We start from the raw sequence: 23,304 nt of genomic DNA, 5'->3' as shown, positions 1-23,304 counted from the left end.
GGCGTTGGGGAACGCCACGCACCGCCAGCGCGGATTTGGAGAGCCATAGAGTTTCCTCAGTACTGGAACCAGATGTCTCCGTTGGAGCCGCCTGAAGGGGCGGAAGTGGAGAAAGTGATGTTGCCGGAGGAGTAGGAACTGCTGGCGTGGCGCAATACGAACTGGTTGTAGCTTGGACCACACCTGATGTCCCCATCCACACGCACTTCCTTGTCGAAGTAGAACTTAGCGCGATCGGTGTAGAAGTGACAGTAGCTGGTGTTGTTGGGTCCGATGCGGACGTAGCCGTTCTGGGTATCAACCTGCATATAGTTGAGCGAGTTGATTTTCGTCATCCCAAAGTCTCGGGCGTAGTTGATTTCCAGCAGCCCATTCTGTTTCACCATCGCACGGGAAGCGCCCGAGTCGCCACGAGTGGTTTGGTCTTCCATGCCGAACTTAAGATCAAACGCCGTGACACTGAAGTTGGCATGGCCGGTGTGGTACACCTCGTAATCTGCCGAGCCGTCTGGGCTGAACCGCAGCTTGTCTTGATAGGCCCGCAAGTAGGAATACGCATTGATACCAGTCCCGGAATCTCGCGGGAACGCGATGCCTTCGTTGACGGAGTTGGATGCGTCGTTGAAGTAAAGGGCGTTCAGCCCGACGATGTCGCTGTTTTGACAGTCCATCGCATAGGTGCCGTCATAGCCGTTGTACCGGTTCGCCGGGAGGGTCACTACACCGTCCAGAGAGAGGGGGCCGGTAATGGTCCCCCCGGAGAGCGGCAGGTAGCTATGCGTATGCGAAGCAGGGGCATAGCCCGCCTCAGCATGGTTGCCCCAGCTGTAGGCGGCATCCCAGTTATTGATCTGGCCCGCAGTGATCGCCTTGATGTGCGCGGCCACGGTCGGGTCGGTCTCGGTGTAACTGGTGAGGTAGCCCGCGTCAGCGTGGTTGCCCCAGCTGTACGCGGTGTCCCAGTTGGCACTGTTGTCGGTGAAGTTGCCGGCGTGGTAGATGGCGTTGCCGGCCCAAGTAAAGGTGCCGTCGGCGCGCATGGAAAGAGCCTTCGCCCACACGATCGGGTCGCCAGCGTTCTTCGCGGAGGCATCCTCGCTGATATGGATGGTGAGGCCGGGATTGCCCTCAGAACCGGAGTCGTGATGGAACTCCATGTGGACGGCACCCTGGCCGGACTTGCTGTAGGTCTCGGCGGGTCCGTGGCCGATACGGATGTTGAAGTTGCCCTTACCGTCGTTGTTATTGATCTGGTGGTCGCCGCCCTCGAAGAGAATCTTCTTCACGGTTAGGTCGCCGCTCAGCGCGCCACCCGAAAGCGGCAGGTAGCCGGACAAGTCTGATGCCGAGGCGTAGCCCGCGTCGGCATGGTTGCCCCAGCTATATGCCGCGTCCCACTGAGCCACCAGGGCGGCTGTGATCGCAGCGCCACCGACCTGGAGCCCGTTGCTGAAGTCCCACACCCCGGTCACCGTTTCGGCCTCAGCCAGGGCGCCGAAGAGTGCAGGGTTGAACTGTGCAGCGTCGAGTGCAGCTTGCACTGCCTCATTGCGAGCCTGCAGTGTCTCATCGCGGGCGTCGGTGACGGTCACCACATCGGCAGCGGTCTGCTGCGCGTTGGCGGTCGCCACGTTCGCCTGGGCAACGGCGGTTACCTTTGCGTCAATCGCGCTGCTTTCTGCTTGCTGGGCGGCAGTGCGGGCGGTTTCGGCGGCAATGCGGGCAGCTTCTGAGAGGCCCGCTTGGGTTGTTGCAATGCCGGCCTGCTCAGTTGCGGTGGTGGCGCTGTCGGCGGCCTGCTGGGAGAAGCCTTGAGCGCCGGCAACGATGTTATCCACATCCTCCTGAAGGCGGGCAGGGGACTTAACGAGATACGTCAGGCCCTGCCAGTTCGTCAGCGGATATGATCCGTCAGAGTTCGGTCCTCCACTTGCCGAGCCGCCGAGCCAGTCGGAGTACTCTTGATTGAAGCCCTGCCAGTACTCGACCAGTTTCGCGATCTTCTGGGCGAGCTGTGCGTTAGTGAAGGACATGATGCCTCCCGTTATTCAGCGGCGCTTTCAGTCTGACTTTCAGCTTTGGCGGCCTCCTCGCGGGCCTTGGCGTCAGCTTCCAGCACCTTCAAGGCGAAGCTGACCTGCTGCAGGTTCTTGTCGACCTGCTCCAGTTGGTCTTTCAGCGCTGCACGTTGCAGCGCCAGGGCAGTGAGTTGCTGCTTCAGCTCTGCTTCAGACATAGGACTCTCCTCGTTGGGGTTAGAAGGTCACCGGGAGGGCGAGAGCCTCCTCGGCGGTTGTGGTGCGGTCGAGCGCATCTTCGAGCGCTTGGCGCTTGCCTAAGATGCCACCACCGAAAGTCGCGAATGCGTCAGCCTTCGCGATGACGCGCGACGCCAAGTCCTCCAGGGTCAGGCCGCGCCGGGCGGCGATGGCGGAGAGCATTGGTGTCGGTGTTGAGTTGTCGGCGAGCCACTTGCGTGCTTCCTCTTCCTGCTTCGGCCACGAAGCGACCTCGCCGTCTGGATACGCGGCCAGGACTGCATCTAATGCTGCCTGGGCTTTGCGGTTAATCTCCTTCAGCTTCTGGGCTTTGGCTTCGCCCAGCGTGGGGGCGGGCGGCGGGGCCAAGGTAGGCTTCGCCCCGGACCCTTGGGGGACGATCACTAAGTTGCGGGCCTGGCCTGCGAGAAGGTGCTGGTATTCCTCCTCAGTGATTTCGACGGCATCTGCGGGGAGGTTGTCGCCGTGGACTTCCTTGTTGTAGAAGCCGCCTGTTGAAGGTGAGTAGAAGTGTTGCATGGGACTCCTCAGTAGCCGATAGCAATCCAACTCACAGTCGCGCTGTTGTCGTTACTCCAAACGCGATACTGGGACTTACTGACAATATCCGCACCAACGTCGTCGCCGTCGTTATCCGCCGGGTGGGCCACCTGTTGGCTGCCGACGATCTGCCAGGCGGCGTTAGGGAAAGCGACCGGGAACGAGAAATACCCGCTGTAGCCGTTGGAAGGGGCGAGCGCGCTGCCCCACTGGATGATCAGTCCGGTGTCCTTGTCCTTCCAGTAGCCGTTGCCTCCCGTAATTAGCATGTTCTCGATGAACCCGGGGGACTCACCTTTGAACGTGGTTAGGGTTAGGGACGTCGGCGTACCGGAATGGCGGATGACCTTGAGGTAGTACACCTCGGAGCCGTTGAGTGGCGCTGCCTCGTCGACGAAGCCGTCATTGATGCTGAGGTTGTAGCTGCACCACCACTCGCCGCTGACCTCCCAGTCGTAGTAGTTCGACGCAGTGCCCTGGTAGCGCTTACTAAACAGCACCGGGCCGGAGGCCGAATCGCGCCGAATTTCCACGGTCCAGTCAGGCGCCGTGTAGTTTTGGTTGGTGGGGCCAGCGTAGTGATTGAAGGCGCTGAGGGCAAAGGATATGCTCACCTTGCCGGACAGATTGGTCGCGATCGAGAAGTTCTTCGTGCCCCCGGAACTCAAACTGCCACTCGTCGCGCTGGCCGAGCCGTCTGCGCCGGAATAGTACGGGTTGATCGCCTTCTTGACCGCATCAGAAATCGCGTATGCGTTACTGACGAAACCCTCCCCGGCGGTACCGTTTACGGTGGCTTTCGGCTTGCCGCCTTCGAGTTTGATCTCAAAGACGGAATCGCCTGTTACCGAGTCGGTAATTGTCAGAGGCGTGCTGCTTTCCGGGTCGAACACGGTGCGGGTGACGCCCGTGTCACTGTCGATCGCCAGGTGCGCTGCAGTGATTGCGTTGGCGGCGATCTTGGATGCGGTAACGGCGTTGGCGGCGAGCTTGTCGGTAGTCACTGCGCTATTCGCAAGCTGCAGGGAGCCTATGCCTCCGCTGACGATCTTCGCGCCGTTGAGCGTGCCGTTCACGACCAGGGCACCGTCAATCTGCACGTCACCGCGCAGGTTGATCTTGCCGTTTACAATCTCGAAGGGGACATACTCGGTTTCGCCCGGATCGCCAGACGGGTCAACCACCGCGAACTTGTCGGCCAGGATGACGAAAGCGCCGGATTCGCCGTCATTGTGCTGGGAGTAGCCGGTGACGTAACCGTTGACGTTCAGGGTGACTCCGTACTTCGCATACAGGTTGGCCTGTCCGCTTTCCAGGTTGGCGATCGCGGTGGCCTGGGTGTTGACCGTGGAGGTCAGGCTGCCAACGGAAGCGTTCACAGACGAGATGTCGGACGCGAGAGAGCTGTCGGCATTCGCACGAGCTGTCTGTTCGGCAACGATTGCTGCCTCGTTGTCGTCGGCACGGACTTGAAGTGCCGAGATGTCGGACGCGAGAGCGCTGTCGGCATTGGCGCGGGTGGTTTGCTCTGCCAAGATCGCCGCCTCGTTATCGTCCGCCTTGGCACTTACCAGCGAGATGCTGGAAGACAGCACGTTGTCACCGTCGATACGAGCGGTTTCTTCGGCAGTTATCTGAGCTTGCAGGCTGCTGTCAGTGGTGTTCAGTTGCGAGAAGCGATTCGCCAGGGTATCACCGGCATCGGAATCTAGCTTGACTGTATCGCTGTTCAGGATGAACGCCGTCTGGCTTGCATTCTGCGCACCGAGCAGGTCGAGGGTGGAGGCCAGTGCCGAATCCGCGTCGGAACGAGCGGCCTGCTCCGCCAGTATCGCAGCATAGTTATCCGCGACATTGGTCTGCAAGAGGTCGATGGCAGCAACCGCTTGACCTATGCGCGGGTCTTCGATGCTCACCCATGACTGAGAATCTTCGTCGTAGATGTAAGGCTTGTTGTTGTCGTCGGAGTCATACCAGCGCGCGCCGTCAGGAATGGGGTCGGGCACATTACCAACGCCCGGCGCCGGCTCGTCGGGCTGTACGAACACGATCGCGGCCGTGCCCTGGGCCAGAGTGTTCACCTGCGCCTGCAGGCTCTCGCCGAGCGTGACGATCGCTTCCGCATTGGCATCGATGTCGTTGACGCGTTGCTGAAGGGCGGCAGCGGCGGCGCTGCTCAACATCTCATTCACGATCACCGCGATTACTTCGTCCGGTTCGGTTTCGGTGTAGCCGGCTCCGGCGGCTATCGCTATGAGCGCGTCGTTGATTAGCTTATTGAACTGATCGCGGTATTCCTGGGAGAGGTAGAAGTTATGCAGGTAGGCGAGGTCGAGGTCTTCGGCCCGTAGGGTGGAGCCGTTCTCGAAGTCGACGAGCAGGTCGTTCGGTGAAGTTTGCCGCTTAATCTCAATCGCGGCTCCCGGGCCGGGGGCATCGTCGAATGTAATGGTGTTGCCCGACAACGTGTAGTTCATCGCCGGGAGTTGGAGTGCCCCGTTGACGAACACTTTGACATGACTGGGCGAGAGATACGGGAAAGGAAAGGTGAAAGTCTTCTGTATCCCGTCGCCCTCGTAAGTGACGAGAGTGTTCATGGATACTCCGGTAGGAATGCGGGATGGGGAGGGAGGCCCCGGGGTGCGCTTCGAGGAGAGGCGTGGGGCCTTGCTGGCGTTAGTCGGAGTCGAAGAGGGCGGACAGTTCGTCTAGACGGGCGTCTTTGAACCGTTTGCGGTTGGCCGGGTCGGCCAGGAAGGTGAGCCTTGCGGCGCGACGTGCGGCTTCGATGTACTTCTTCATCACGAAGACTCGGCGCTCATCCGTCCACTCGGCGTAATCCTCGGACTGCACGATCGCGTCGAGGGTCTCGGCAAGGTTGCCGTGGCGGGACAGCTTGATGCTGCCAACCAAGCCCGTGATCTGTGAGTATTCCTCTGCAGTCAACTCAATGAGACCGCCGCCGAGCGTCTTCGGCATGGGCCGGACAGTGAAGTCCAGGCGGGCCAGCTCCTTCTCCAGCGGCGAATCGGCACCCGGGGAAATCGCGAAGGGGTTCACGATTGCCCACTTGGAGTTTTCCCAAGTCACCGGACGGCCCAACGCGTCGTGGCGCACCGGTACACCCTTGTTGAAGATGGGCAGCTGCGCATTCAGCGCGTCCGCGAAGGTCCACGCTTCGCGAGCCACCTGCTCGTCGCCGTCGAAGACAGCCTTACCAGTGGATTTCACCAGCTGCGGGATCAGCTTACCGGTCTGCTGTGCAGCCCAGCGCTCCCACGCACGCTCTACCGAGCTGGGCTTGTTCTCAGCCATGCCGGTGAACAGCTCGAAGAGATCGGACAGAGACTTCGCCCAGGTCTTGTTGACCACGTTGTTGAGGAAGCCTGCTAGTGCGCCCTGCATGAGCGCAAAGGTTTTCTCATCGTCGTCCGAGTGCTCCGCGTGCATCTTCGCATCGGCCACCATGCCCAGCCACATACCGAGCGGGTCCAGGCGGTTGAACTGGTACCACTTGTCACCGATGCGGATGCTGTAGTCCAGCACACCGGTCGCCTTCTCGGAGCTATCGTAGGGCACCTTGCCGATCACCTGAATGGGCGAGTCGACATCCGTACCGACGAACGGCAGGAAGGCAGCGATGGCGGCCACACCGGAAGTCATCCGTGCGATTGCCTCCGCCTGCTGCCGGGGGTTACCGCGCAGTACAGCTTCGCGGTGGTCCTTGATGATCAAGCCCAGCGGCGTGCGGTCGATAATGCCCTGTCGCAGGATGTTCATCGGTGTGCGGAAGAAGGGCGCGATCAGCAGCTTCACGAACGCATTGTGGTTGATAAGGGCTTCCATCTTGGTACCGCCCGGGGTGAGCGGAGACTCTTGGAAGGAAACCATTCGTGCCTTCTCGATCGCCCCGGTTCGGACCTGCCGCGCGAGGGGCGTCATGTTCTCCGTGTCCAGCAGCGCCTTCATCGTCTTATCGACGAAGCGCTCGTACTCGTCGGTGCCATACTTCATCCCCTGCTCTGTAGCCAGGCGATCGGCCTCTCGGTAGGCCAGCACGGACATCTCTGCATTACGGTTGATGGTTTTGAAGAACTCATCACCAGTGATTAGCAGGCGGCCAGGGATGCGGACGACTTCGCCGAGTTCGTTCACAGTCTTGGCCAGCCAAGTGTCACCGTCCATCGCGATCGCCTTGCGGGTCTGGAACTCCAACCGCTGACGCTTATCGGTTATCGGCGCTCCTTCCTTCCACGCCTGACGGGCCAGCTTAAACGCCTCGTCCAGTGAGCTGACCTTGCGCAGTAGGTCGATCTTGGCTTCACGCCACGCGGCCTGATCACCCGCGGTGAGCCGACGCACCGCTCCGCCGGCCAGCCGGTCGGCAGAGTACAGAAAGGTGTTCAGAGAGTTGGAAACGAAGTTGATAACGTGAGTCTTCGGCGAGGACAGCATCGCGTTGATGACGTACTCTACGAACATGTTTTTGATCCGCTCACTGCGGGAGTACTCGCGTATCTTCGCGTTCAGGTCTTCCAGAGACCTGCCGTCCAGCAGGTCGTCCATGAATTTCTCGAACTCTTTGGCGCTGCGGCCTTTGCCGCCGAGCGAGCGCATCAACTGGTCGAACTCTTTGAAGCCTTCGGCGGCCTCGTTCTTAATGATGGCCATGCCGTTCAACGCCCTGGCGACCTCTGTCTGGGCGCCTTTGATCTCGGCCTGCAGGGCAGCGTGCAGCTCCACCTGCCGGAAGAAGTCAGCCTTGGCTTTCAGGTCGCCGGGGTTTGCTCTTGCCACATCGCGCAGCCGGAACACTTCCTTGACGGACGCGAGCAGTGTGCGTTGTGCGGCATGAAAGCGGGCCGCGATGCCTTTATCCCCGCGCACGTCCTTGAACAGCTCATGCACCTGTTCACCGGAAACACCAACCAGATTGGCGAGGCGCTTGGTTTGCACATGGGACTGCACGCCGCCTTTCACGTTATCAATGTGATCGGCAATCACCTCGGAAGTGACGTTGATCAGTTTCTTGATGTCGTCGGCGGACTCGATGTTGTCCCAGTTGACGGTCTCCAGGTTGAAGTCCTTCTGCAGGAACTCCCGGGCGCCGTCGTCGTCACCTTCCAGCAGCATTTTGTTGAACTGCTGGCGCTGCGCGTCGGTCATCTTCAGGGAGTTGCGGAGGTCGTCTTCGAGGGCGCGCTGCGGCTGTAGCAGCTCGTCAGCATTGGACGTTCCAGCCTCGGGCTGTGGGCCAGCTGGGGGCGAACTTGGAGACGCCTCATCGGCCGCAGAAACAGCCTCGGCGCGGGGCGCGCCCGGAGCCGGACCATCGGCCAGTGCAAGCTCAGACTCGCGGGCACTGAACAGGCCGGTGATCGGCGTGGAGGTTGCGTCAGCCGCCGCGTGCGCCTCTTCGATCTGTTTCTTGCCTTTGACGAAGCGAGCCATCTTGAAGATGGCTTCGAGCGCGGTGCCCAGGAACGCGCCTTCCAACCCATTGCGCAGACGGTTCAGTGCGTCGTCGTCATCAGGGTCGGTGGCGAGGAAGTCCAGCACCACGTTCTGGGTTTCGGGGCTCAGCTCTTTGATGAGCTTGGAGAGGTTGCCCTCGGTTGGGTCGAACATGGCGGCGTCGATCACGAAGCCGCGCCCGGTAGCTTGGGCGAAAGTCTGGGCGGCGCCAAACTTCTTGGACATCCCCAGGTACGGCACCATGAACTGCAGGATACCGCGAGCGGCGCTGCCAGCGAACGTCTCGTTTTCCGGGGCGATCTCGCGTTTGCGTTCGCGGTAGGCGTCTTTGTATTCAGCCCAGCCTTGGTTGACCAGCTCGAAGCCTTCAAAATATGTGGTGTCGTTGCTCTCCGCAGTGTACAGAGCGACTGCGTTCTTAACGATGGGCAAGGAGCGGACTACATCGGCGACGAACAGCCCGCCTTCAGCGACTAGGTCCACACCGGCACCCCATACCGCCTTCCCGGCTTCCCCCAAAAAGGTGGGAGACTCGGCAGCTGCTTCTTTCACAGCGGCCAGCTGCTTGCGTCGCGCCCGGAAGTCTGCGACAGCCTCGTCCCGGCTCCGCACGCGCATTCGCAGCTTATCTACTGGGGAGAGCTGCTGTTCAAGCTCCTGTTCCATACGTCAGCCTCAATTGAAAAGTTGAACCACGATCTGTTCCGCCTCCTGGTCAGTGATCTCGCCGGATTCCAGCAGATCGAACAGGCGGCCCTCAATGGCGGGCTGGGTTTGGCCGGCGAACACGCGGCGGGCATCAAGCCGCCCCGCAGCGGCGGCCTTGATCTGCGCTGCTGAAACCACGCCCACGTCGCGCTCGAAGGCGGACTGTGATTTCGCGGTATCGACGTTGGCATCGATCAACGGGTCGAACTGCTCCTTCACCTGTTGTGCCGCCTCGGCGGGGTCTATGCCGTCCACCAGTACCAGCTGGTTGTACTTGGCGAGTGCGGAGTTACGGATGTGCAGCACGGTCTGGTCGAGCGGGGCGAACATCCCCTGAGTCTGCGGGTTGTAGCGGGCTGTGATCTCATTGCGGAATGCGCTCACCGACGGGGCGCTGGCGCGGTCGCCCGACTGCCGCACCATGTTCACGGTGGACATCATTTCTTCCATCGTGTCAACGGCTTGCGGGCCGGTACCGAGCAGGCCAATGTTGCGGGCCTGGAAGATGTCGGAGAGCGAAGCCTTGCCGGCGTAGATGTCGGCCCACAGCTGGGACACGTTGTTCAGGTCCATCGACCGGGAGTCGAACTCGTCCGCCTGACCCTGACCGAACGTGGTGGCGGTCTGCACGTCGGACCACGAGGGTCCGCCCGGCTGACCGACCAGCGCGCGGAGCTGGTTGATCTCGGATAAAGTGCTCTCGCCTTTCATCGCCTTTTCGGCGATCCGCGATTGTAGGTCGAAGACCAGCTGCTCGTTGCGGGCTTCCAGCTCCTTCTCGGCGGCTGCCTGCTTCGCAAGTCCGGCGCGGGTGGCTGCGTCGATCGCCTGACGATGGGCGTCCTGCAGCTTCGGGTCTTTGATGCCGGTAGGGATGCCGTTGATCTGAACTGGCATATCGGTGATCAAGTCAGGGTTACCGGCCTTAATCGCCAAGTCGTAAACGGTTTCCCAAAACACTTCCTTCTTGGCGGCGCCGTCGAAGAAAGTACCAGTGCGCTCGAAGAGTTTCTGATAGTCGAGCTTACCGTCAGCTTCGAGCTGCGCTTCGGCGTTTGCGTATATCTTGGTTCGCTGTTCCTCCTGCACCTTGGCGATCTGCATATCGCGGTGCTGGGCGATGATCTCGGTCTCAAGTTTCAACAGACGGGGAGCCAGGTATTCCGCATACGCCGAGCCCTTCATGTTCTCCAGGCCGGAGAACTGTCGAGCCATGTAGTCGCTCACGAACTGCTGTACATCAGTCTCAGACTGGTTCTCCCAGTCGAAGCCGCGCAACTGCTCCGGCAACTCCTTGACCGCGAGGTTGAAGTCGAACTCGGCGTCCAACTCGTCCCATGCGCGGTTGTATCCGGCCTGCTCATTGGCGGCGTCGCGTTCGGTTGCGCCTGAACCGCGCTCCAGCAGTGCTTGCCGGCGGCCCTCAGCATTGCGCCGGAACATCTCATCTGTAGCGAACTCCGAGCCGACCTGGAAGGCCCGCTCTAGGGCGCGGGCGGCTCGGACATTCTTGTCATAGCCGCCCGCTATAAAGTAGCGACGGCTGGGCTGCAGGTTTACGGGGCGGAAGCGCTCCTCGCCCTGCACTCGCTTCGTCTTGCGTCGCTGACCCGGACGTGCCATGTGGTTCTCCTATTACCGGGTTTGACCTGCGCGGGCGTCCCTTATGGAGAGCCCGGTGTTGTAACCCTGTACGCCCGCAGATGCGATCTGCAGGCCGGCCTCAAGGGCACTGATGTCTCGAATTTGGGATTTGCCAATGGTAAGCCGGTCATCGATTGCCCTCCGCTGGAGCGCGACATTCTTTGCAGCCAGCGCGGCATCACCATCCTGGTCTTGCAGCGATTGATTAAGCATTGCTGCGAATGATTGACCCATCGAGCCGGATTCCCCAGCAGCCACCCGGGCGCGGGCGCGCTGTTCACGGGCGGCGCGGATGCGCTGGCCCAGCTCTTCTTCGGCTGCTTCTTTAACTTCTCTGCGCTCGTTCTCGGCCTGAATTTCCATTGCTTCGGCCTGCGCCTTCGCCGACTGGTGTGTCGAATAGGCATTCACACCTGCCGACACTGCGGCGATCGCCATCATGGCAGTAGTCGGCTCACACATGATTTACTTCCTCTTGGAGGTGTACTGGACGAACGGCTGCTGGCCCACTCCGAACCGCTCGAAAACTTCGCCCCGGATAAACCCAAGACGATCGAGCCAGCGTCGCGTGACCACGTTGCGCTCGTCGATGAAATTGGTCAGGTATTCGTACCGCGTGTGCATCAGTGCGACGTACTGGTAGCACTTCCGCATGAAGTCTTTTCGGCACCGGTAGACGCCATTGCTGGCGAGCATCCAGATGCCCCCGATGTTCTCGGTAATGGGAGCGACACCGAACAGCACGGTCGGCTCTCCATCGAGGAGCGCGGCCCAGCGCATGTCGCGGTCGCTCGCCTCGAGAGATTCGAGCAGGGCAGCCAGGGGTTCCTGCCCGCTGGCTGCCAGAACCTCTCGCCGATCAACTGCTCGGAGCCGGGGAGCCAGGTAGCGCGCCTCGACCTCAGTGGCCGGCACAATCATGAACTTACTCATCCAATGCTCCGTGATCGATTGAACCAGAGACCTTCCCACTCACAGCTGCTGAATTTCGCCTGCAGATGTGACGGGTTGATCAGCTTGATGACCACGTCGTGGCTGTTACCGTCGACGTAGAAGGTGTATGCCCCGGTGTGGAAGCTCGCCTCGCCGATCTCAAGCGCATCGTCGCCGAGCGTGCGACCGGTGAACTGGTCAAGAGCCGCGGGCACCACGGACTCCAGTGCGCCGGAGAACGCCTCGCCGTAGGGTTTAACCTCGACCTGGAAGAAGCCGGCATCCTGGTAGTACAGCGTGAAGGTGCGTAGCTGCAGGCGGCCGGTGGTGATCGCCTGATCGCGGCTGTCGAGGATGAACTGTTCGGAGAACTGGTAGCTCGACTCGTAGCTCACACCGACGACCGGCTGGTAGTTCCGCACGTCGCCCGGGATGACAATCTGGAAGTTGCCCGCGTAGCTATACGAGCTGGGCGGCTGCAGACGGCCTCTGTTTCCAGAGCCGGCGGCGTACACGATGCGGATGTTGCTGCGGTCCGCGTTCGAGGTGTTCCACGGGACGGTGATGGTGGTTTCGTCCAGGGCGGGGTTATAGCTCATATCCCCCGCTTGCACCTCGTAGCGGCGGTCCAGCAGGATGTTGAAGTCCAGACCGGCCGCCACGGCGCCGTCGTCCAGATTGCAGCGCTCGAGATAGGTTCCCTCGGGCCGCTTGATCAGGGCGTAGAGGTTGTTCTCGATTGCATCCAGCGAGAGGACCGTATCGTTGGCGTCCAGCTCCCAGTAGCTCCATGCCGATTGCAGTTTCTGGTCGCCAGACCAGTAGAACTTGTAGACGTAGATGCGGTTCTGGTGGCCCGGCTCAGAGCTGACGGCGAACAGCACGTCCTCATTACCATTGCCGGCGAGCTTGAAGATGTTGCGCGGCAGATACCGAGGAACGTGTGCGGTTATGTCGGCGGCGTCCGTAGTGAGCGAGTCTTCGGAGACGAAGTACTCGCGCACCTTGGAGTAAGGGCCGGAGCGGGTGACGAAGTACACATCGCTGCCGATGCCCACCGGCCGCACGCCACGGTCCATCTCGTAGCTTGTCGCCTCGTCGATGGAGACGGAGGTCGGTGTCAGCAGGTCGGTAACATTAAGGCTGAACTGGGTCTGGTCCGCGAACAGCATCAAGCCGTTGTTGAACGGCACGGCGAACTCGAGCAGGGACACCTTGGTGGTGGACACAGCCACGTCGACCACGTCGCTGTCGAGCAGGGTGGTGACAGTGTTGCGCCAGAAGTTGCCGTAGTCGCCGGCACCGGAGAACACGACATTCTCGTCGGTGAGGAAACCCAGGCGGTTCTTCCAGTAGAACACGTCATTGATGGTCCGACCCACGAAGGTGGGCGGCGGGTTAGTCTCGTCGTCGCCGAAACGGCGCGGCTGCCAAGCGAAGGGAGTGAAGTCGAAGGAGCCATCGGCTTGACGGACAAGCGCCCACGGCATTGTGGTTTCGTCGAGCGATGTGTTCGCGCCGGGGCCGTAGGTCTCCTCCCAGACGCCGCCCTTGCGCACAACATAATAGCCACCGAAGTTGTTCTCGTCGTACCCGACCACCTTGTAGAGGTCGCCGTTGCTGGGCGGGTCGGGGTCGTCGGCTTTCGGCAGATCGCTGAAGGTGTTCACGGTGCCGCGCAGGACGCGGCCGCCGTCGGGGCTGTAATAGCGTGTGGGGATGCGCGGCCCCCAGATCGATGGCGTGTACCAGTTGTTGTAGGAGGGCGGTGTGGAGGTTGGGGTGGGCTTGGTGGCAACTACGACCTCTTTGTTGACCACAAAGGTGTAATCGGCGATGGAAACGAGCGAGAAAGAGGCGTTGGCATTGCCGGCGACGTTCAGATAACTCTTTCCCTCGGGAAAGTTCACCGGCTTCTCCTCGCCGGTCGACGCATCGTAGACTTTGAGATCGCCGTCAGTGACGACCACCACATACCGCTCGGAAACATCCCTGTTGATGGTATGCACGAAGGCGGTGCTCAGGTCTTCACTTGTAACCAGAGCGACATGTTCAAACGGAGGACGCTTCTTCAGGCCCTCGGCTACGGTTGCGTAGCAGTTCACCTGCGCCTCGCCCTGGGCCGGCTGACGCAGGGTGGCGGGCTGCTGGCTCACGCCGTTAAACAGCGCCGGTATGTGGCGGGACACTAGGCTCATCGGTTATCACCTCGGGGGGTTGTAGCGGCGGTGTGCGGCGGGGTCGTTGGCGATCAGGTTGTAGCGCTTGCTGCGCTTCTCCAAACGCTTGAATGCGGCATAGGCTTCGCGTTCGTGCAGCTCGGTGAATCTGAAGAGCAGGTCGGAACCGACGATCTGAGACTGGAAGATACGACCAGCGCGCATGGTGATGTAGTGGCGAGCGGCCTGGGGGATTTCCTCGAACTCGAACGCCCAGATGATTCGGCACTGGACGGTCTGGTCGATAACAAAGGAGCGCGTTTTGCGGTCGTAGAATTTCGCAACGCCGTTGTCCCAGCGCATCACGAAGTCGTCCGATTGATGCTCGGGGTCAACCCATAGCGCATTCGCAGGGATCAGGATGTGACCATTGACGTCAGGCGTTAGGGGGTACTCTTCGTCGGTGTTGAAGCTCCACCCTTTGGTCAGCACTTCTCGCAGTACTGTATCGAGCGCTATGATCGCCTTGGAGGCGTCCTTGGGTATCGGGCCGGTGAGGGTATTGACGGGGGATTGACCGATGCTCGCCAGCAGTTGGTTGACGGCATCGAGCTTGGTCATGACTGCAGTTGGCGTAGTCATCAGGACCTCGGAGGTTGAGACATGGAGCCGGCAGCAGGAATCGAACCCGCGACATCCTCTTCACAAGAGAGGCGCTCTACCTTCTGAGCTATGCCGGCATAACGAAAAACCCGAGGCCGGATATTTTCCAGCCCCGGGCATAGACGGCTTAGAGATTCGATTAGGCAGGAGCGCCAGTACGAATCTCGTAGGCGCACTTGTTGCGCAGCGGGCCGTGGCCGACGGCGTACTTGGCCACCATCAGAGTGCCCTGACGACGGATGTCGTACTCGGACTCCATGCCCAAGCCCAGCAGTTGCACGGTAGCGGCAGCGTCTTCGGTGAACACAACACAGGTGGTGGTGTTCATGTTCACGCGGTAGGCGGACGGGATGTCGGTGTTCGCGGAGTCATCGACGCCCCACGGCAGGTTGTTGGACTTGACCACTTCCACGCCACCGATCATGGAGAAGGTGCCTTTGCTGTAAGAGCCGTCACCGTCCACGTCACGGTTCAGGATCAGGGTCGGCTCCTGGGCCAGCAGGTACCACTGAGCGGGCTTAACGGCGGCGTACACTTTGGTCATGTCGACCGGCACGTCCTTCTCTTCCATCGCCTGCTTGCCGGCCCAGATGGAGCCAGCCAGGGAGGTGGCGGAAGTGTTGCTGTCGGCGTCGTCCAGGGTGCTTCCGCCTTGGTCGCCAGAGAACAGCGCGCCGCCGCGAGCTGCGCGGATCAGGTTGCGGGCGATGTTCTTGTCGTAGTCGCGGGCGAGAGCCAAGCCGATCTCGCGGCTATAAGGAGCGCGAACATCGTAGTGGTTCATCGCTTCGTCGATGGACGCGATGAATACATCAGAGATCAGCAGATCGTCGATGGTGATGGTCACTTCATTGTGCGCGATCTGCTTACCTACGATCTCCTGGCCGGGAGTGTGGTAGCCGGAGCTTGCGCGGAAGGTTGCGGGGAACTGGGCACTCTTGCCAGAGCTGATTACCCGCTGGCGGGTGCGCTCCTTCAGGACGGTGTTGGTCTCGAATGCGGTGAGGACTTCGCCTGAGAACACCTTCAGGAAGAGCGCCTTGTCGTCACCGGACAGGTTGGCCTGACCGAGACGGGAGACTACTGCGTCAGACATTGCATCTAACTCCTTTGGTTGAAGGTAGGGGATCAGGGGAGGTTGCCTTCTTCTTCTCTTCGCTCAGATTGTCGTCCGCAGACGAGTCGTCGCTTTCGAGGGTGAGGCGGTAGGGCCGCGCTGGGTGATCAGGCCGACGCAGCCAAATTGGGGCGCCCCCTCGGCATTGCACCGAGGAGGACTTACTCACGGAGGAGAGAGCGTGAGCTTGGGGGAAATCAGCCGAACAGGTTTACGCCCGCCTTAACGGCGCGGTCAATCTTCTGCTGAACCTCCCGGCGGTACGCCTCGTCTTTGGCGTAGCGCGGGTCGGCCATCGCTTTGGTCATCTCGTAGGAAGACTTGAAGTAGCTGCCGGTATTCGAGGACGAGGCGTCGCCAGCAATGTGGCGGGCCGGCTCAATGTCTGCCTCGGCTTTGTATCTGGCAGCCAGGGCTTTAGCGCCTTGGGCGACGATGGCGGGGTTGGTGGAGGTGAGTTGCACATCGAGAGCGGCGATCTCCTCCTCAGTCAGGTTATTCGCAGCCCACTCGACGGCTTTCTGGTAGTCCGTCTGTCCGCCCTCGAACACGCTGTAGGCAGCGTTCTGCAGCTGCGCAACGATGGCCTTTTGACCGGCGATGTAGGAGTCGACCACATCGCGGGGCAGGCCGGACTTTTCGAGCGCCTCGTAGGTCTCGTCGCTCAGCTCGCCCCTCTCCGCGAACTCCTTGTTTGCGTGCTCAATGGCCGACTCCTGGCGCTCCTGCGGTTCGGCCGCTGCCTCGGAGTCCTGCTGACCTCCTTTCTGTTTTTCCTGCTGGGCCTTGCGGAGGGCGGCCTCGGCATCTTGCTGAGCTTTCAGGAGGGCGGCGACGTTCACCTCGCCCTTCTCCGCATCCCAGAACTTTTCGGGGATGTCATCCGGGCGCTTCGGTTTGTCATCGCTTTCACGCGGGGCGGACTGGGAGCTGAGGTGAATGTTCTCGCCGGTCTGCTTGTTTACCGAACTGAGGGAAGATACGCCCGACTCGGCCTTGGCGGCCATCGCGGCGTCGTGCTCCGCCTGCTTAGCGGCGCTGTCAGGGTTCGGCTGGCCGCCGACATTGACGCTGTCGACCATCACTTAGCTCCCTTCTGCAAGGCGGCCACTTTCTTCGCGACTTGTTCCTCTGTGAGGGCGTCTTTCTCGAAGTCTTTGGCAAATACCGGAGTCTGCTGCACGTTGCCGTTGGCCATGTAGCGCCGTAGTACGACATCGCCGTTCGCAAGCCTCACCGGAAACTCGTACTCGATGTGGTTGGGCTCAGGGCGAGCAGCGCCGACCGGTACTGCGTAGTTCGGACCGCTGGGTTTGGCATCAGCCATGGTGATTCTCCTCTATTACTCAGGGGGTGGAATGTTGTGCAGCTGCGCTGGCTATCTGGCCTGCCACCGGGCCGGCGGCCTTCTCGATCATCATGTCGGCACGCTGCTGCATCGCGTCTTGCTCAAGCTGCTCTTCGGATTTCTTTATCTCAGAGATGTCCACGTTGTGGTGGGTGGCCATCAGCTGTGCAGCCTTGTTAATGTCGAACTGGGCCATGAACGCCTCGCCGAACAGGTCTCGACCGTCCGCGAAGTATTGGCGGTACTTGTTCAGTTCATGGCCCCGGCCGAGCGCGTCGAACCCTGTGACGATCACTGGTTCCAGGGCACCTTCCGGCAGCTCTGGCAGCTCCCCGGCCTTGCGCATCTGTACCATCAGGCGGCGCACGATCGGCAGCTGCAGTTCCTGTGAGAGGACGGTGTAGACACCTCCCAGCACGTCTTCCAGCTCCTGCGCTTGCAGGCGGACCTCTTCTGCGGTCACCCGTTCGGCGTTGCGGATGGTGCCGGTAGTCAATAGGAAGGCGTGGGACAGGCGCAGTGTCAGATCGTCGACTGTGGTTTTCGCCACTTGGAAGTCGGGGAACTTCTCGATCTGAAGCGCGTGGATGTCCTCGGGGTTCCCCTCCACGAACTCACCTGATTCGGCCTCGTTCAGGGCCTCGATGTCGGTGGTACTGTTGGGGCGCTCGAGGAATATCACCTTGGCGGCGGCCGCAGAGAACTGGACGATGCTCTTGGAGAGACCTTCGAGCGAGCGTAGATCGCCCATGTACTCTTCCACATGGCCGCGCCCGTAGTCTTCGTTCTCGACGGCCGCCCAGCGCAGCGGAATATAGGGGGAGTTCTGATATTTGGTGCGGCCTTCGGAGCCGGGAACCTTCCGCTCGTTGATCTCTTGATGCCACACAACCTTGTCATCTTCGCGGAGGACGTGAGTGTAGACCTCAACATCTCGGTCATCAGTCGGGTCGACCGTCAGGCCGACGGCCTCGACCACATCTTCCTCCAGGGTTGTGGGGTGGACTTTCTCCTGTACAACAATCTCACGCCAATGTCCCATTGCGTCGCGCACGACGCAGTACTGGGGGAGCCGGAACATCCGGGCACCGCCGGAATCGGGCATAAAGAGCAGCGCATTTCCGCACCCTGCAAGCTGTTTCAACGTAGCGTGCAGGACAACCCGCAGGTTGCTGTTCTCGACGCGGCGCATGGCGCGATTCTCTATCTTGCGCAGTTGCTCTTGAATCTCCTGTTTGCCCTCAACCAGCTCGGCCACATCGTCGCCGATCTGCAGGCGGAAGAAAGGGTTGCCGGCGGGCATCAAGGCCAAGGCTAGTTTGGAGGCGAGGTTGTTCAAGCCGCGCGCGCCCAGCGACTGGTAGGGTTGGGGGAGTTCAGAGTTTTCATTGTGCCCTTCGCGGGGCATGAGGGCTGGGATGGTTAGATCAGCGGCGTCGCGGGCGCGCTTGAGGATGGCGTCACGCTTGCCGTTGAGTTTTTCCCAACGCTCTTTGGCGGTCGCCATTCAGACCTCCTAGTAGAGTTGCACCCTCCGCAGGTCCAGAGGTGAGCGGACAGCCGGAGCCCTGTAGGGCGCGCTGATAGGCCGGACAGGGCGCGGCGTGGGGTTACGCGGGGAGGGTGTTGGTGGGGTGGGAGAGGCTGGATTGCGAATACCCAGCCCAGTGTTCAGGTCGATGCGCAGGCTCGAGCGGCCCGCACGCAGCTGGTTGACGGTAGAGGACTGGCCGATGGCGCCGTCTAGGTACGGGTTCCGCAGCCATTCTGGCCTCTCCTTCTTCGAGCCGTTCGGCTTCGGCGCCTTGACCTTGGGGGCCTTGCACATAGGGATTCCTTACTGGGTTAGGGCGTCCCGCAAAGCTCGCTTTTCGGTCGCCCGAAGTCGGTCTTTCAGCTCGTCTATCAGTTCGCGGCGGCCGGCATACCGATGAGCCAATTCAAGCGGCTCGCCGGGGCCGATGCAGCGGGGCGGATAGAGTTGGTCCAGTTCTTCAACCAGAGCCGTGACGGTGTTCGGTAGGGACTTCATGGGGTCTCCGGTAAACAAAAAAACCCTCAAAGTACGAGAGGTGCTACCGAGGGGTGCCGGTTATTCCTGGCCGGTCAGTGCTTAACCAGCCAGGAGGGCTTCCAGAGCCTGATCTTCTTAGTCTTGAAGTTGTACGAGCTGGCCCAGAGGATGTGGGCGAGCCGGGCCTGAAGTAGGGCGTCCTCTTCCGTGCGGCCCTTGGACTCGTAGCCGTCGACCACGATGTCCCAAAGCTCGTGGGCCTGGGCATCCTGCAGGGCCTGGACGTAGGGCGACTTGGGGCCGATGCCCCGGCAGCCGATGTATCCGTCGACCGGATCGCCGGTTAGGGTCTGGGTCATCAGGAAACGAAAGGCGTCCAGCTTCTCGATGAACTGCGGCTCCTTGTCCTTGCGCGGATTGAACAGGTATCCGGGCACGGTCTTCATATCCTTGTCCTCGGACACGATGACGCGGGGGCCTTGGATAAACCGGTCACCGCTGGTGGATAGGATGCCCATAACGTCGTCGGCCTCGAGACGGGGCCGGATGAAACTGCGGTATTCGCGGGCGAGGTACTCTTTCACCCACATCAGCAGCTCCGGCTTCTCGACGTTCCTGCGGTTCGCCTTGTAGGTCGGCTCCAGTTGCTTGCGGAAATTCACATCAGGGTCGGACAGGCAGATGATCACCTTGTTGGTGTTCAGCGATTCGCAGAACCCGGCGATCACCTCATCGGTGTCCTTCCGGGCACGCTCGGGGTCGACGACCCGGGACTTCCCGGTGTCGCCCCAGTCGAAGTCTTCCTGGTTTCGCGTCGCCACCTGATAGGCAACGATGTCGGCGTCGACCAGGATGGTTGGGTCTTTACTCACCGGAACTCCCCTCTTAGAACGACAGCGCGCCCGTCCCGGTAGACCTGCGTGAAGACGCCGCAAAGTTCCTTCCGCTCATACCAGAGGAAGGCGATCGGGATACTGACGGGGCCAGTGATCATCAGGAAGAGAACCCAGAGACGGAGCCTCCAATTAGCTTTATTCATCAGCTCACCTCCAGTTCCTCGGTGGTGACCGCGACCAGCTTCGCATCGATACCCATCTCCCGCAGCTTACGGACGCGGAACTCCATCGCACTGCGCCCGTAGTCCTGATAGCCGCGGTCGAGGACGTGCTCAGCGGTAGTCTTGTCGGCCAGCTTCACGGTTTGAATAACTTGGTACTCGGTGTGCTTCATTTGCTCTCCGGCAACTTGATGTCAGATGCGTGCTTCCAACGGATGCCGTACACGGCGAGGAAGATGGTGACCACGATGCCGACATACCAGATGGGCGTTTGGCCCAACACCTTGAACCCCTGCAACACTCCGTCCTGCAGGAGGGGAATGAAGCAGGCAACCAGCGGGTAGCTGATCAGGCCCAGCACCCACTCGTCCTTGAAGCCCGAGTTTTGGATGCTTGCCAGCTCCCAGTTGGCGGTTTGCTGAATCTTTGCGGCCTCGGCCTCGGCCTTGGCGCGGGCGATGGCCTGCTTACCGCGCAGTTTTTCTAGTTTCAGTTCGTGTTTCAGACGCTGCTTCTCTTTGAAGTAGTCACCGATCTGCTCGACCGGCGCGCCTGTAAGCCACGAGATGACTTTCTCGATCATCAGATAATCTCCCGTAGTAAGTGCAGTTGTCGGATGGCTTCGTCGACAGGCACACGGAACCACTCGCCACTCACGCGGTAATCGTTGAGGCGTGAGTGGAGTTCGTGTTCGGCGAAATAGCAGTCGTGGAAAAAGACCGACTCGCGGAGCCGGTAGGCGCGGCGGGGGCAGCCCGTCTGGTAGCCGTTAAGCCGCTGCTTGGGATCGCAGGCACGACCGATCTTGACGTAACCGGGCCAGCTGGGATGGTCGATCACATAGACGAAGCCTTCGCGGTTCCGCTCAATGAACCGCTCGACGGTTCCAGCGGTCTGGCCGGCGTCGTAAAGACGGCGAGCCATCTCCCGATAGCGGGCGCGGGCCTCTGGTGAGAGAGCAGCGACGGCTGCCCGCCCTCCCACCATCATCTCCTGCAGGCGGCGGATGCCGTTGCGGCGATGAAGCGCCTGGGGAGTGTCCTTGTAATACTTAGTGCGTTTCGGACCAGTTCTGCCCGACGTCGTAATCCCCAGCGAGGGGGCATCGGAAATTGAAGTACTCGCCTGCCCTCGCAATGGAGGACGCGGCGATCTTACCGACTTCATCGGCGTCCTCCTTCGGGCATGAGAGTTGAACTTCGTCGTGAACATTGAGCAGCGGCACGACATCGAGGTCGCGCCGCGCGAACTCGTCGAACATGAAGATCAGGGCTTGCTTCATGACAAGGGCGCCTGCGGATTGACAGAGGGTGTTGAGTGCGGAGTGCATCGCGCGGATAGGAACGCGACGGCCGTCGAGACCCTTCAGCCAGCCGCGTTTGGCAGACTTCTGAACTGCCTCAACGAGCTTGCCGAAAGCGGGCAGGCCGGACAGGAGTTTGTCGCGAGACTTCTTACCGATCGCGACGATCTTCGACTGGCGCTTCTTCCCGGGCGGGAACTTGGCGTAGAAACGCAGCAGCTTCTCCTCGTCCCACTCGCTCATTACGATAGTGCCGAGCTTGTAGTTGCCGGCCCCGTAGATGAAGGCGTAGAACCAAGTCTTCGCGGTATCGCGCTTCTGCAAACCGATCGCGTCCTGGTTGCGGGAGTGCATATCGGTGCCGTCTTCCTTGCGCCCCTCGAGGACCGTCTTGATGTAGGCCCCGCCGTCGAACCGGGCAAGGAAATGCGCGAGAACCCGCAGCTCCAGCGCATCCGCGTCGCAGCCGACCAGCGCACGGCCCTCTTCGGCGGTGAACAACTGGCGGCAGCGCTTCCCATACGGCGCGTCGTTCGCCGGAACCTGGGCCAGGTTTGGCCCGAAGTGAGTCATGCGCCCGGTTACCGCGCCGAGCGGATCAACGCGCCCGTAAACTCGTCCGCCTTTCTCCTTCTTAATCCAGGCTTCCTTGCCCTCGGCCAGCTGCGACAGGCGCTTCTGCACCATCATGAATTCACCGATCAGCTTGGCCTCGGCAAATGGCAGTGAGGACAAAACGTCTTCGTCAATCTTCGGCAGACCAGTGTCGGTGAACTCAGTCGGCTCCCAGCCATATTTCTGGGTGAGGTTTCGGGCGATGTGCGAGCGGCTGCCGGGGTTGAACTCCACCAGTTTGATTTTGGTGTAGGGGGCGCCCTCGGTCAGATCGCCTTTGAGTTTGTCCTTGTAGCGGATGGTCCGTTTCGGTGTCACGTCTTTGCCATTACGAACATAGAAGGGAGGGAATGCCTTTTTGCACTCCTGCTCGAGTTCGTACTGGCGGGTGTACAGGTCGCGAGCCAGGGATTGGGCAGCGTCGCAATCGAAGGGCACGCCCACGCGCTCCTGCCACGCGATAATCTCGTGTACGCGCATCTCCATCCAGACGGCTTCCCACGAGGTGAGGCCATCTTCGATGCGCCGCTCAAAATGCTCGATCAGGTGGACGTTGGCCCGCACGTCCTGCATACAGTATTCGTCCATGTCCTGAGTGAACGGTATGGTTGCCCAGGTGTGGGGAGTGCCTGTGTGCGGGTTGATGTAGTTACCTGGCTTGAAATCAGACTTGACTTCGCCGCCGAGCCGCTGGCCCCACTGGTAGAGAGAATGGGAGCCCACTTTGAAATCCTGCGGCAGTTTGCCTTTGCGCATTGCCGCGAAGTCCTTGTCTTTCAGGTTCGGGTAGAGCAGCTTGGAGGCAACCTTCGAGTCGAAGTAGCGCTGCCCTTCGGTTTTACGGAAGCCTGGATACACAATCTGCAGAGCGGGTTTGTCGTACCCGATGATGTTGTGGCCCGCCGTCACCGGACACTGCATCAGTAACTGCAGACCATCGCGCACGGTGCCGTCACGCGGACAAGGAATGTCGGTATAGGTACCGTCGAGGTCTTGGTAGTACTGGTGGTCGGTGAAGCGGTATTCGCGACCTGTTGCCCGGTCGATGGCGTTGATGCAGTGGACCTTGCTGATCGTGTCAAGCAAGCCGTCCGACTCAATATCGAATACGAACATTCCTGCTCCAAAACGAAAAAGCCCGCATCGCGACCCGAGTGGAACTCGAGCCGGAGAGGCGGGAATGAGAGAGGACTTACAGGGAGTTGCTTAGAGGGGCCGTTAGCTCACCAGTTGGGCCAGCTTGGAGTGAGCGCGTACAGCACGCTCCTGCTCGGCAGCGGCTTCCTGCTTTCGCTTCTCAGCAACGGCGATCACTTTCGCTTGACGATCCTGCTCCGCGATCATCTCGTCGCGGACCTGCTCGAGCTTGTTCAGGGATTTGTTGAAGCTGGCCAGTACGCCGTCGACCGTCAGCTTGCGCTTGAAGGGGTTCTTGAATTTCATCGGGGT

The 23,304-nt window shown here is 60.7% G+C and carries 21 protein-coding genes and 1 tRNA gene; all 22 read right to left on the bottom strand.

Annotated elements, in window-relative coordinates; all coding sequences use genetic code 11:
• Nucleotides 1-56: 56 nt before the first annotated feature.
• The 22 genes from ACXAF3_RS04430 to ACXAF3_RS04325 all read right to left on the bottom strand — a co-directional run bounded on the left by ACXAF3_RS04430 (nucleotide 57) and on the right by ACXAF3_RS04325 (nucleotide 23,298).
• Nucleotides 57-2,033: a hypothetical protein gene (locus tag ACXAF3_RS04430; RefSeq protein WP_475111080.1), complete on the bottom strand. Its 1,977-nt coding sequence runs from the start codon at nucleotides 2,031-2,033 to the stop codon at nucleotides 57-59.
• 11 nt (nucleotides 2,034-2,044) lie between these two features.
• Nucleotides 2,045-2,236, bottom strand: a complete 192-nt coding sequence (locus ACXAF3_RS04425) for a hypothetical protein (protein ID WP_475111079.1) — start codon at nucleotides 2,234-2,236, stop codon at nucleotides 2,045-2,047.
• A gap of 19 nt (nucleotides 2,237-2,255) precedes the next feature.
• Nucleotides 2,256-2,798, bottom strand: coding sequence for a hypothetical protein (locus ACXAF3_RS04420; protein ID WP_475111078.1), 543 nt, complete (start codon nucleotides 2,796-2,798; stop codon nucleotides 2,256-2,258).
• An 8-nt stretch (nucleotides 2,799-2,806) separates the two neighbouring features.
• Complete coding sequence (locus tag ACXAF3_RS04415; protein ID WP_475111077.1) at nucleotides 2,807-5,416, bottom strand: phage tail fiber domain-containing protein; 2,610 nt, start codon at nucleotides 5,414-5,416, stop codon at nucleotides 2,807-2,809.
• Nucleotides 5,417-5,495: 79 nt separating this feature from the next.
• Nucleotides 5,496-8,960, bottom strand: coding sequence for a hypothetical protein (locus ACXAF3_RS04410; protein WP_475111076.1), 3,465 nt, complete (start codon nucleotides 8,958-8,960; stop codon nucleotides 5,496-5,498).
• A gap of 9 nt (nucleotides 8,961-8,969) precedes the next feature.
• Complete coding sequence (locus tag ACXAF3_RS04405) at nucleotides 8,970-10,625, bottom strand: hypothetical protein (protein ID WP_475111075.1); 1,656 nt, start codon at nucleotides 10,623-10,625, stop codon at nucleotides 8,970-8,972.
• Nucleotides 10,626-10,637: 12 nt separating this feature from the next.
• Nucleotides 10,638-11,108, bottom strand: a complete 471-nt coding sequence (locus ACXAF3_RS04400) for a virion core protein, T7 gp14 family (RefSeq protein ID WP_475111074.1) — start codon at nucleotides 11,106-11,108, stop codon at nucleotides 10,638-10,640.
• 3 nt (nucleotides 11,109-11,111) lie between these two features.
• Nucleotides 11,112-11,579: a hypothetical protein gene (locus tag ACXAF3_RS04395; protein WP_475111073.1), complete on the bottom strand. Its 468-nt coding sequence runs from the start codon at nucleotides 11,577-11,579 to the stop codon at nucleotides 11,112-11,114.
• Nucleotides 11,576-13,777 carry a phage nozzle protein gene (locus ACXAF3_RS04390; RefSeq protein WP_475111072.1) on the bottom strand — a complete coding sequence of 734 codons (2,202 nt, stop codon included), beginning with the start codon at nucleotides 13,775-13,777 and terminating at the stop codon, nucleotides 11,576-11,578. Before ACXAF3_RS04390 ends, ACXAF3_RS04395 begins: the two co-directional genes overlap by 4 nt.
• Nucleotides 13,778-13,783: 6 nt before the next feature.
• Complete coding sequence (locus ACXAF3_RS04385) at nucleotides 13,784-14,359, bottom strand: hypothetical protein (RefSeq protein ID WP_475111071.1); 576 nt, start codon at nucleotides 14,357-14,359, stop codon at nucleotides 13,784-13,786.
• A gap of 43 nt (nucleotides 14,360-14,402) precedes the next feature.
• A tRNA-Thr gene (locus tag ACXAF3_RS04380) sits at nucleotides 14,403-14,478 on the bottom strand.
• Between the two features lie 62 nt (nucleotides 14,479-14,540).
• Nucleotides 14,541-15,497, bottom strand: a complete 957-nt coding sequence (locus ACXAF3_RS04375; RefSeq protein ID WP_475111070.1) for a major capsid protein — start codon at nucleotides 15,495-15,497, stop codon at nucleotides 14,541-14,543.
• A gap of 218 nt (nucleotides 15,498-15,715) precedes the next feature.
• Entirely contained in the window at nucleotides 15,716-16,600 is an 885-nt protein-coding gene (locus ACXAF3_RS04370; protein ID WP_475111069.1) for a capsid assembly protein, read from the bottom strand.
• Complete coding sequence (locus ACXAF3_RS04365; protein WP_475111068.1) at nucleotides 16,600-16,845, bottom strand: hypothetical protein; 246 nt, start codon at nucleotides 16,843-16,845, stop codon at nucleotides 16,600-16,602. Before ACXAF3_RS04365 ends, ACXAF3_RS04370 begins: the two co-directional genes overlap by 1 nt.
• A 19-nt stretch (nucleotides 16,846-16,864) precedes the next feature.
• Complete coding sequence (locus ACXAF3_RS04360; protein WP_475111067.1) at nucleotides 16,865-18,373, bottom strand: portal protein; 1,509 nt, start codon at nucleotides 18,371-18,373, stop codon at nucleotides 16,865-16,867.
• Nucleotides 18,374-18,703: 330 nt separating this feature from the next.
• Complete coding sequence (locus ACXAF3_RS04355) at nucleotides 18,704-18,898, bottom strand: hypothetical protein (protein ID WP_475111066.1); 195 nt, start codon at nucleotides 18,896-18,898, stop codon at nucleotides 18,704-18,706.
• A 74-nt stretch (nucleotides 18,899-18,972) separates the two neighbouring features.
• A complete protein-coding gene (locus ACXAF3_RS04350) occupies nucleotides 18,973-19,752 on the bottom strand; it encodes a hypothetical protein (RefSeq protein WP_475111065.1) in 780 nt (259 codons plus the stop codon).
• 166 nt (nucleotides 19,753-19,918) lie between these two features.
• Complete coding sequence (locus ACXAF3_RS04345; protein ID WP_475111064.1) at nucleotides 19,919-20,110, bottom strand: hypothetical protein; 192 nt, start codon at nucleotides 20,108-20,110, stop codon at nucleotides 19,919-19,921.
• Nucleotides 20,107-20,520: a hypothetical protein gene (locus ACXAF3_RS04340; RefSeq protein WP_475111063.1), complete on the bottom strand. Its 414-nt coding sequence runs from the start codon at nucleotides 20,518-20,520 to the stop codon at nucleotides 20,107-20,109. The genes ACXAF3_RS04345 and ACXAF3_RS04340 overlap by 4 nt, the downstream gene beginning before the upstream one ends.
• Nucleotides 20,520-20,861, bottom strand: coding sequence for a GIY-YIG nuclease family protein (locus ACXAF3_RS04335; RefSeq protein WP_475111062.1), 342 nt, complete (start codon nucleotides 20,859-20,861; stop codon nucleotides 20,520-20,522). The genes ACXAF3_RS04340 and ACXAF3_RS04335 overlap by 1 nt, the downstream gene beginning before the upstream one ends.
• Before the next feature lie 127 nt (nucleotides 20,862-20,988).
• A complete protein-coding gene (locus ACXAF3_RS04330) occupies nucleotides 20,989-22,971 on the bottom strand; it encodes a DNA polymerase (RefSeq protein ID WP_475111061.1) in 1,983 nt (660 codons plus the stop codon).
• Nucleotides 22,972-23,073: 102 nt separating this feature from the next.
• Nucleotides 23,074-23,298: a hypothetical protein gene (locus ACXAF3_RS04325; protein WP_475111060.1), complete on the bottom strand. Its 225-nt coding sequence runs from the start codon at nucleotides 23,296-23,298 to the stop codon at nucleotides 23,074-23,076.
• Nucleotides 23,299-23,304 lie beyond the last annotated feature (6 nt).

The organism is Microbulbifer sp. ABF4_143 (assembly GCF_056160225.1).
The sequence above is the reverse complement of the archived record's forward strand: the minus strand, read 5'-3'. Positions and strand labels throughout refer to the sequence as shown.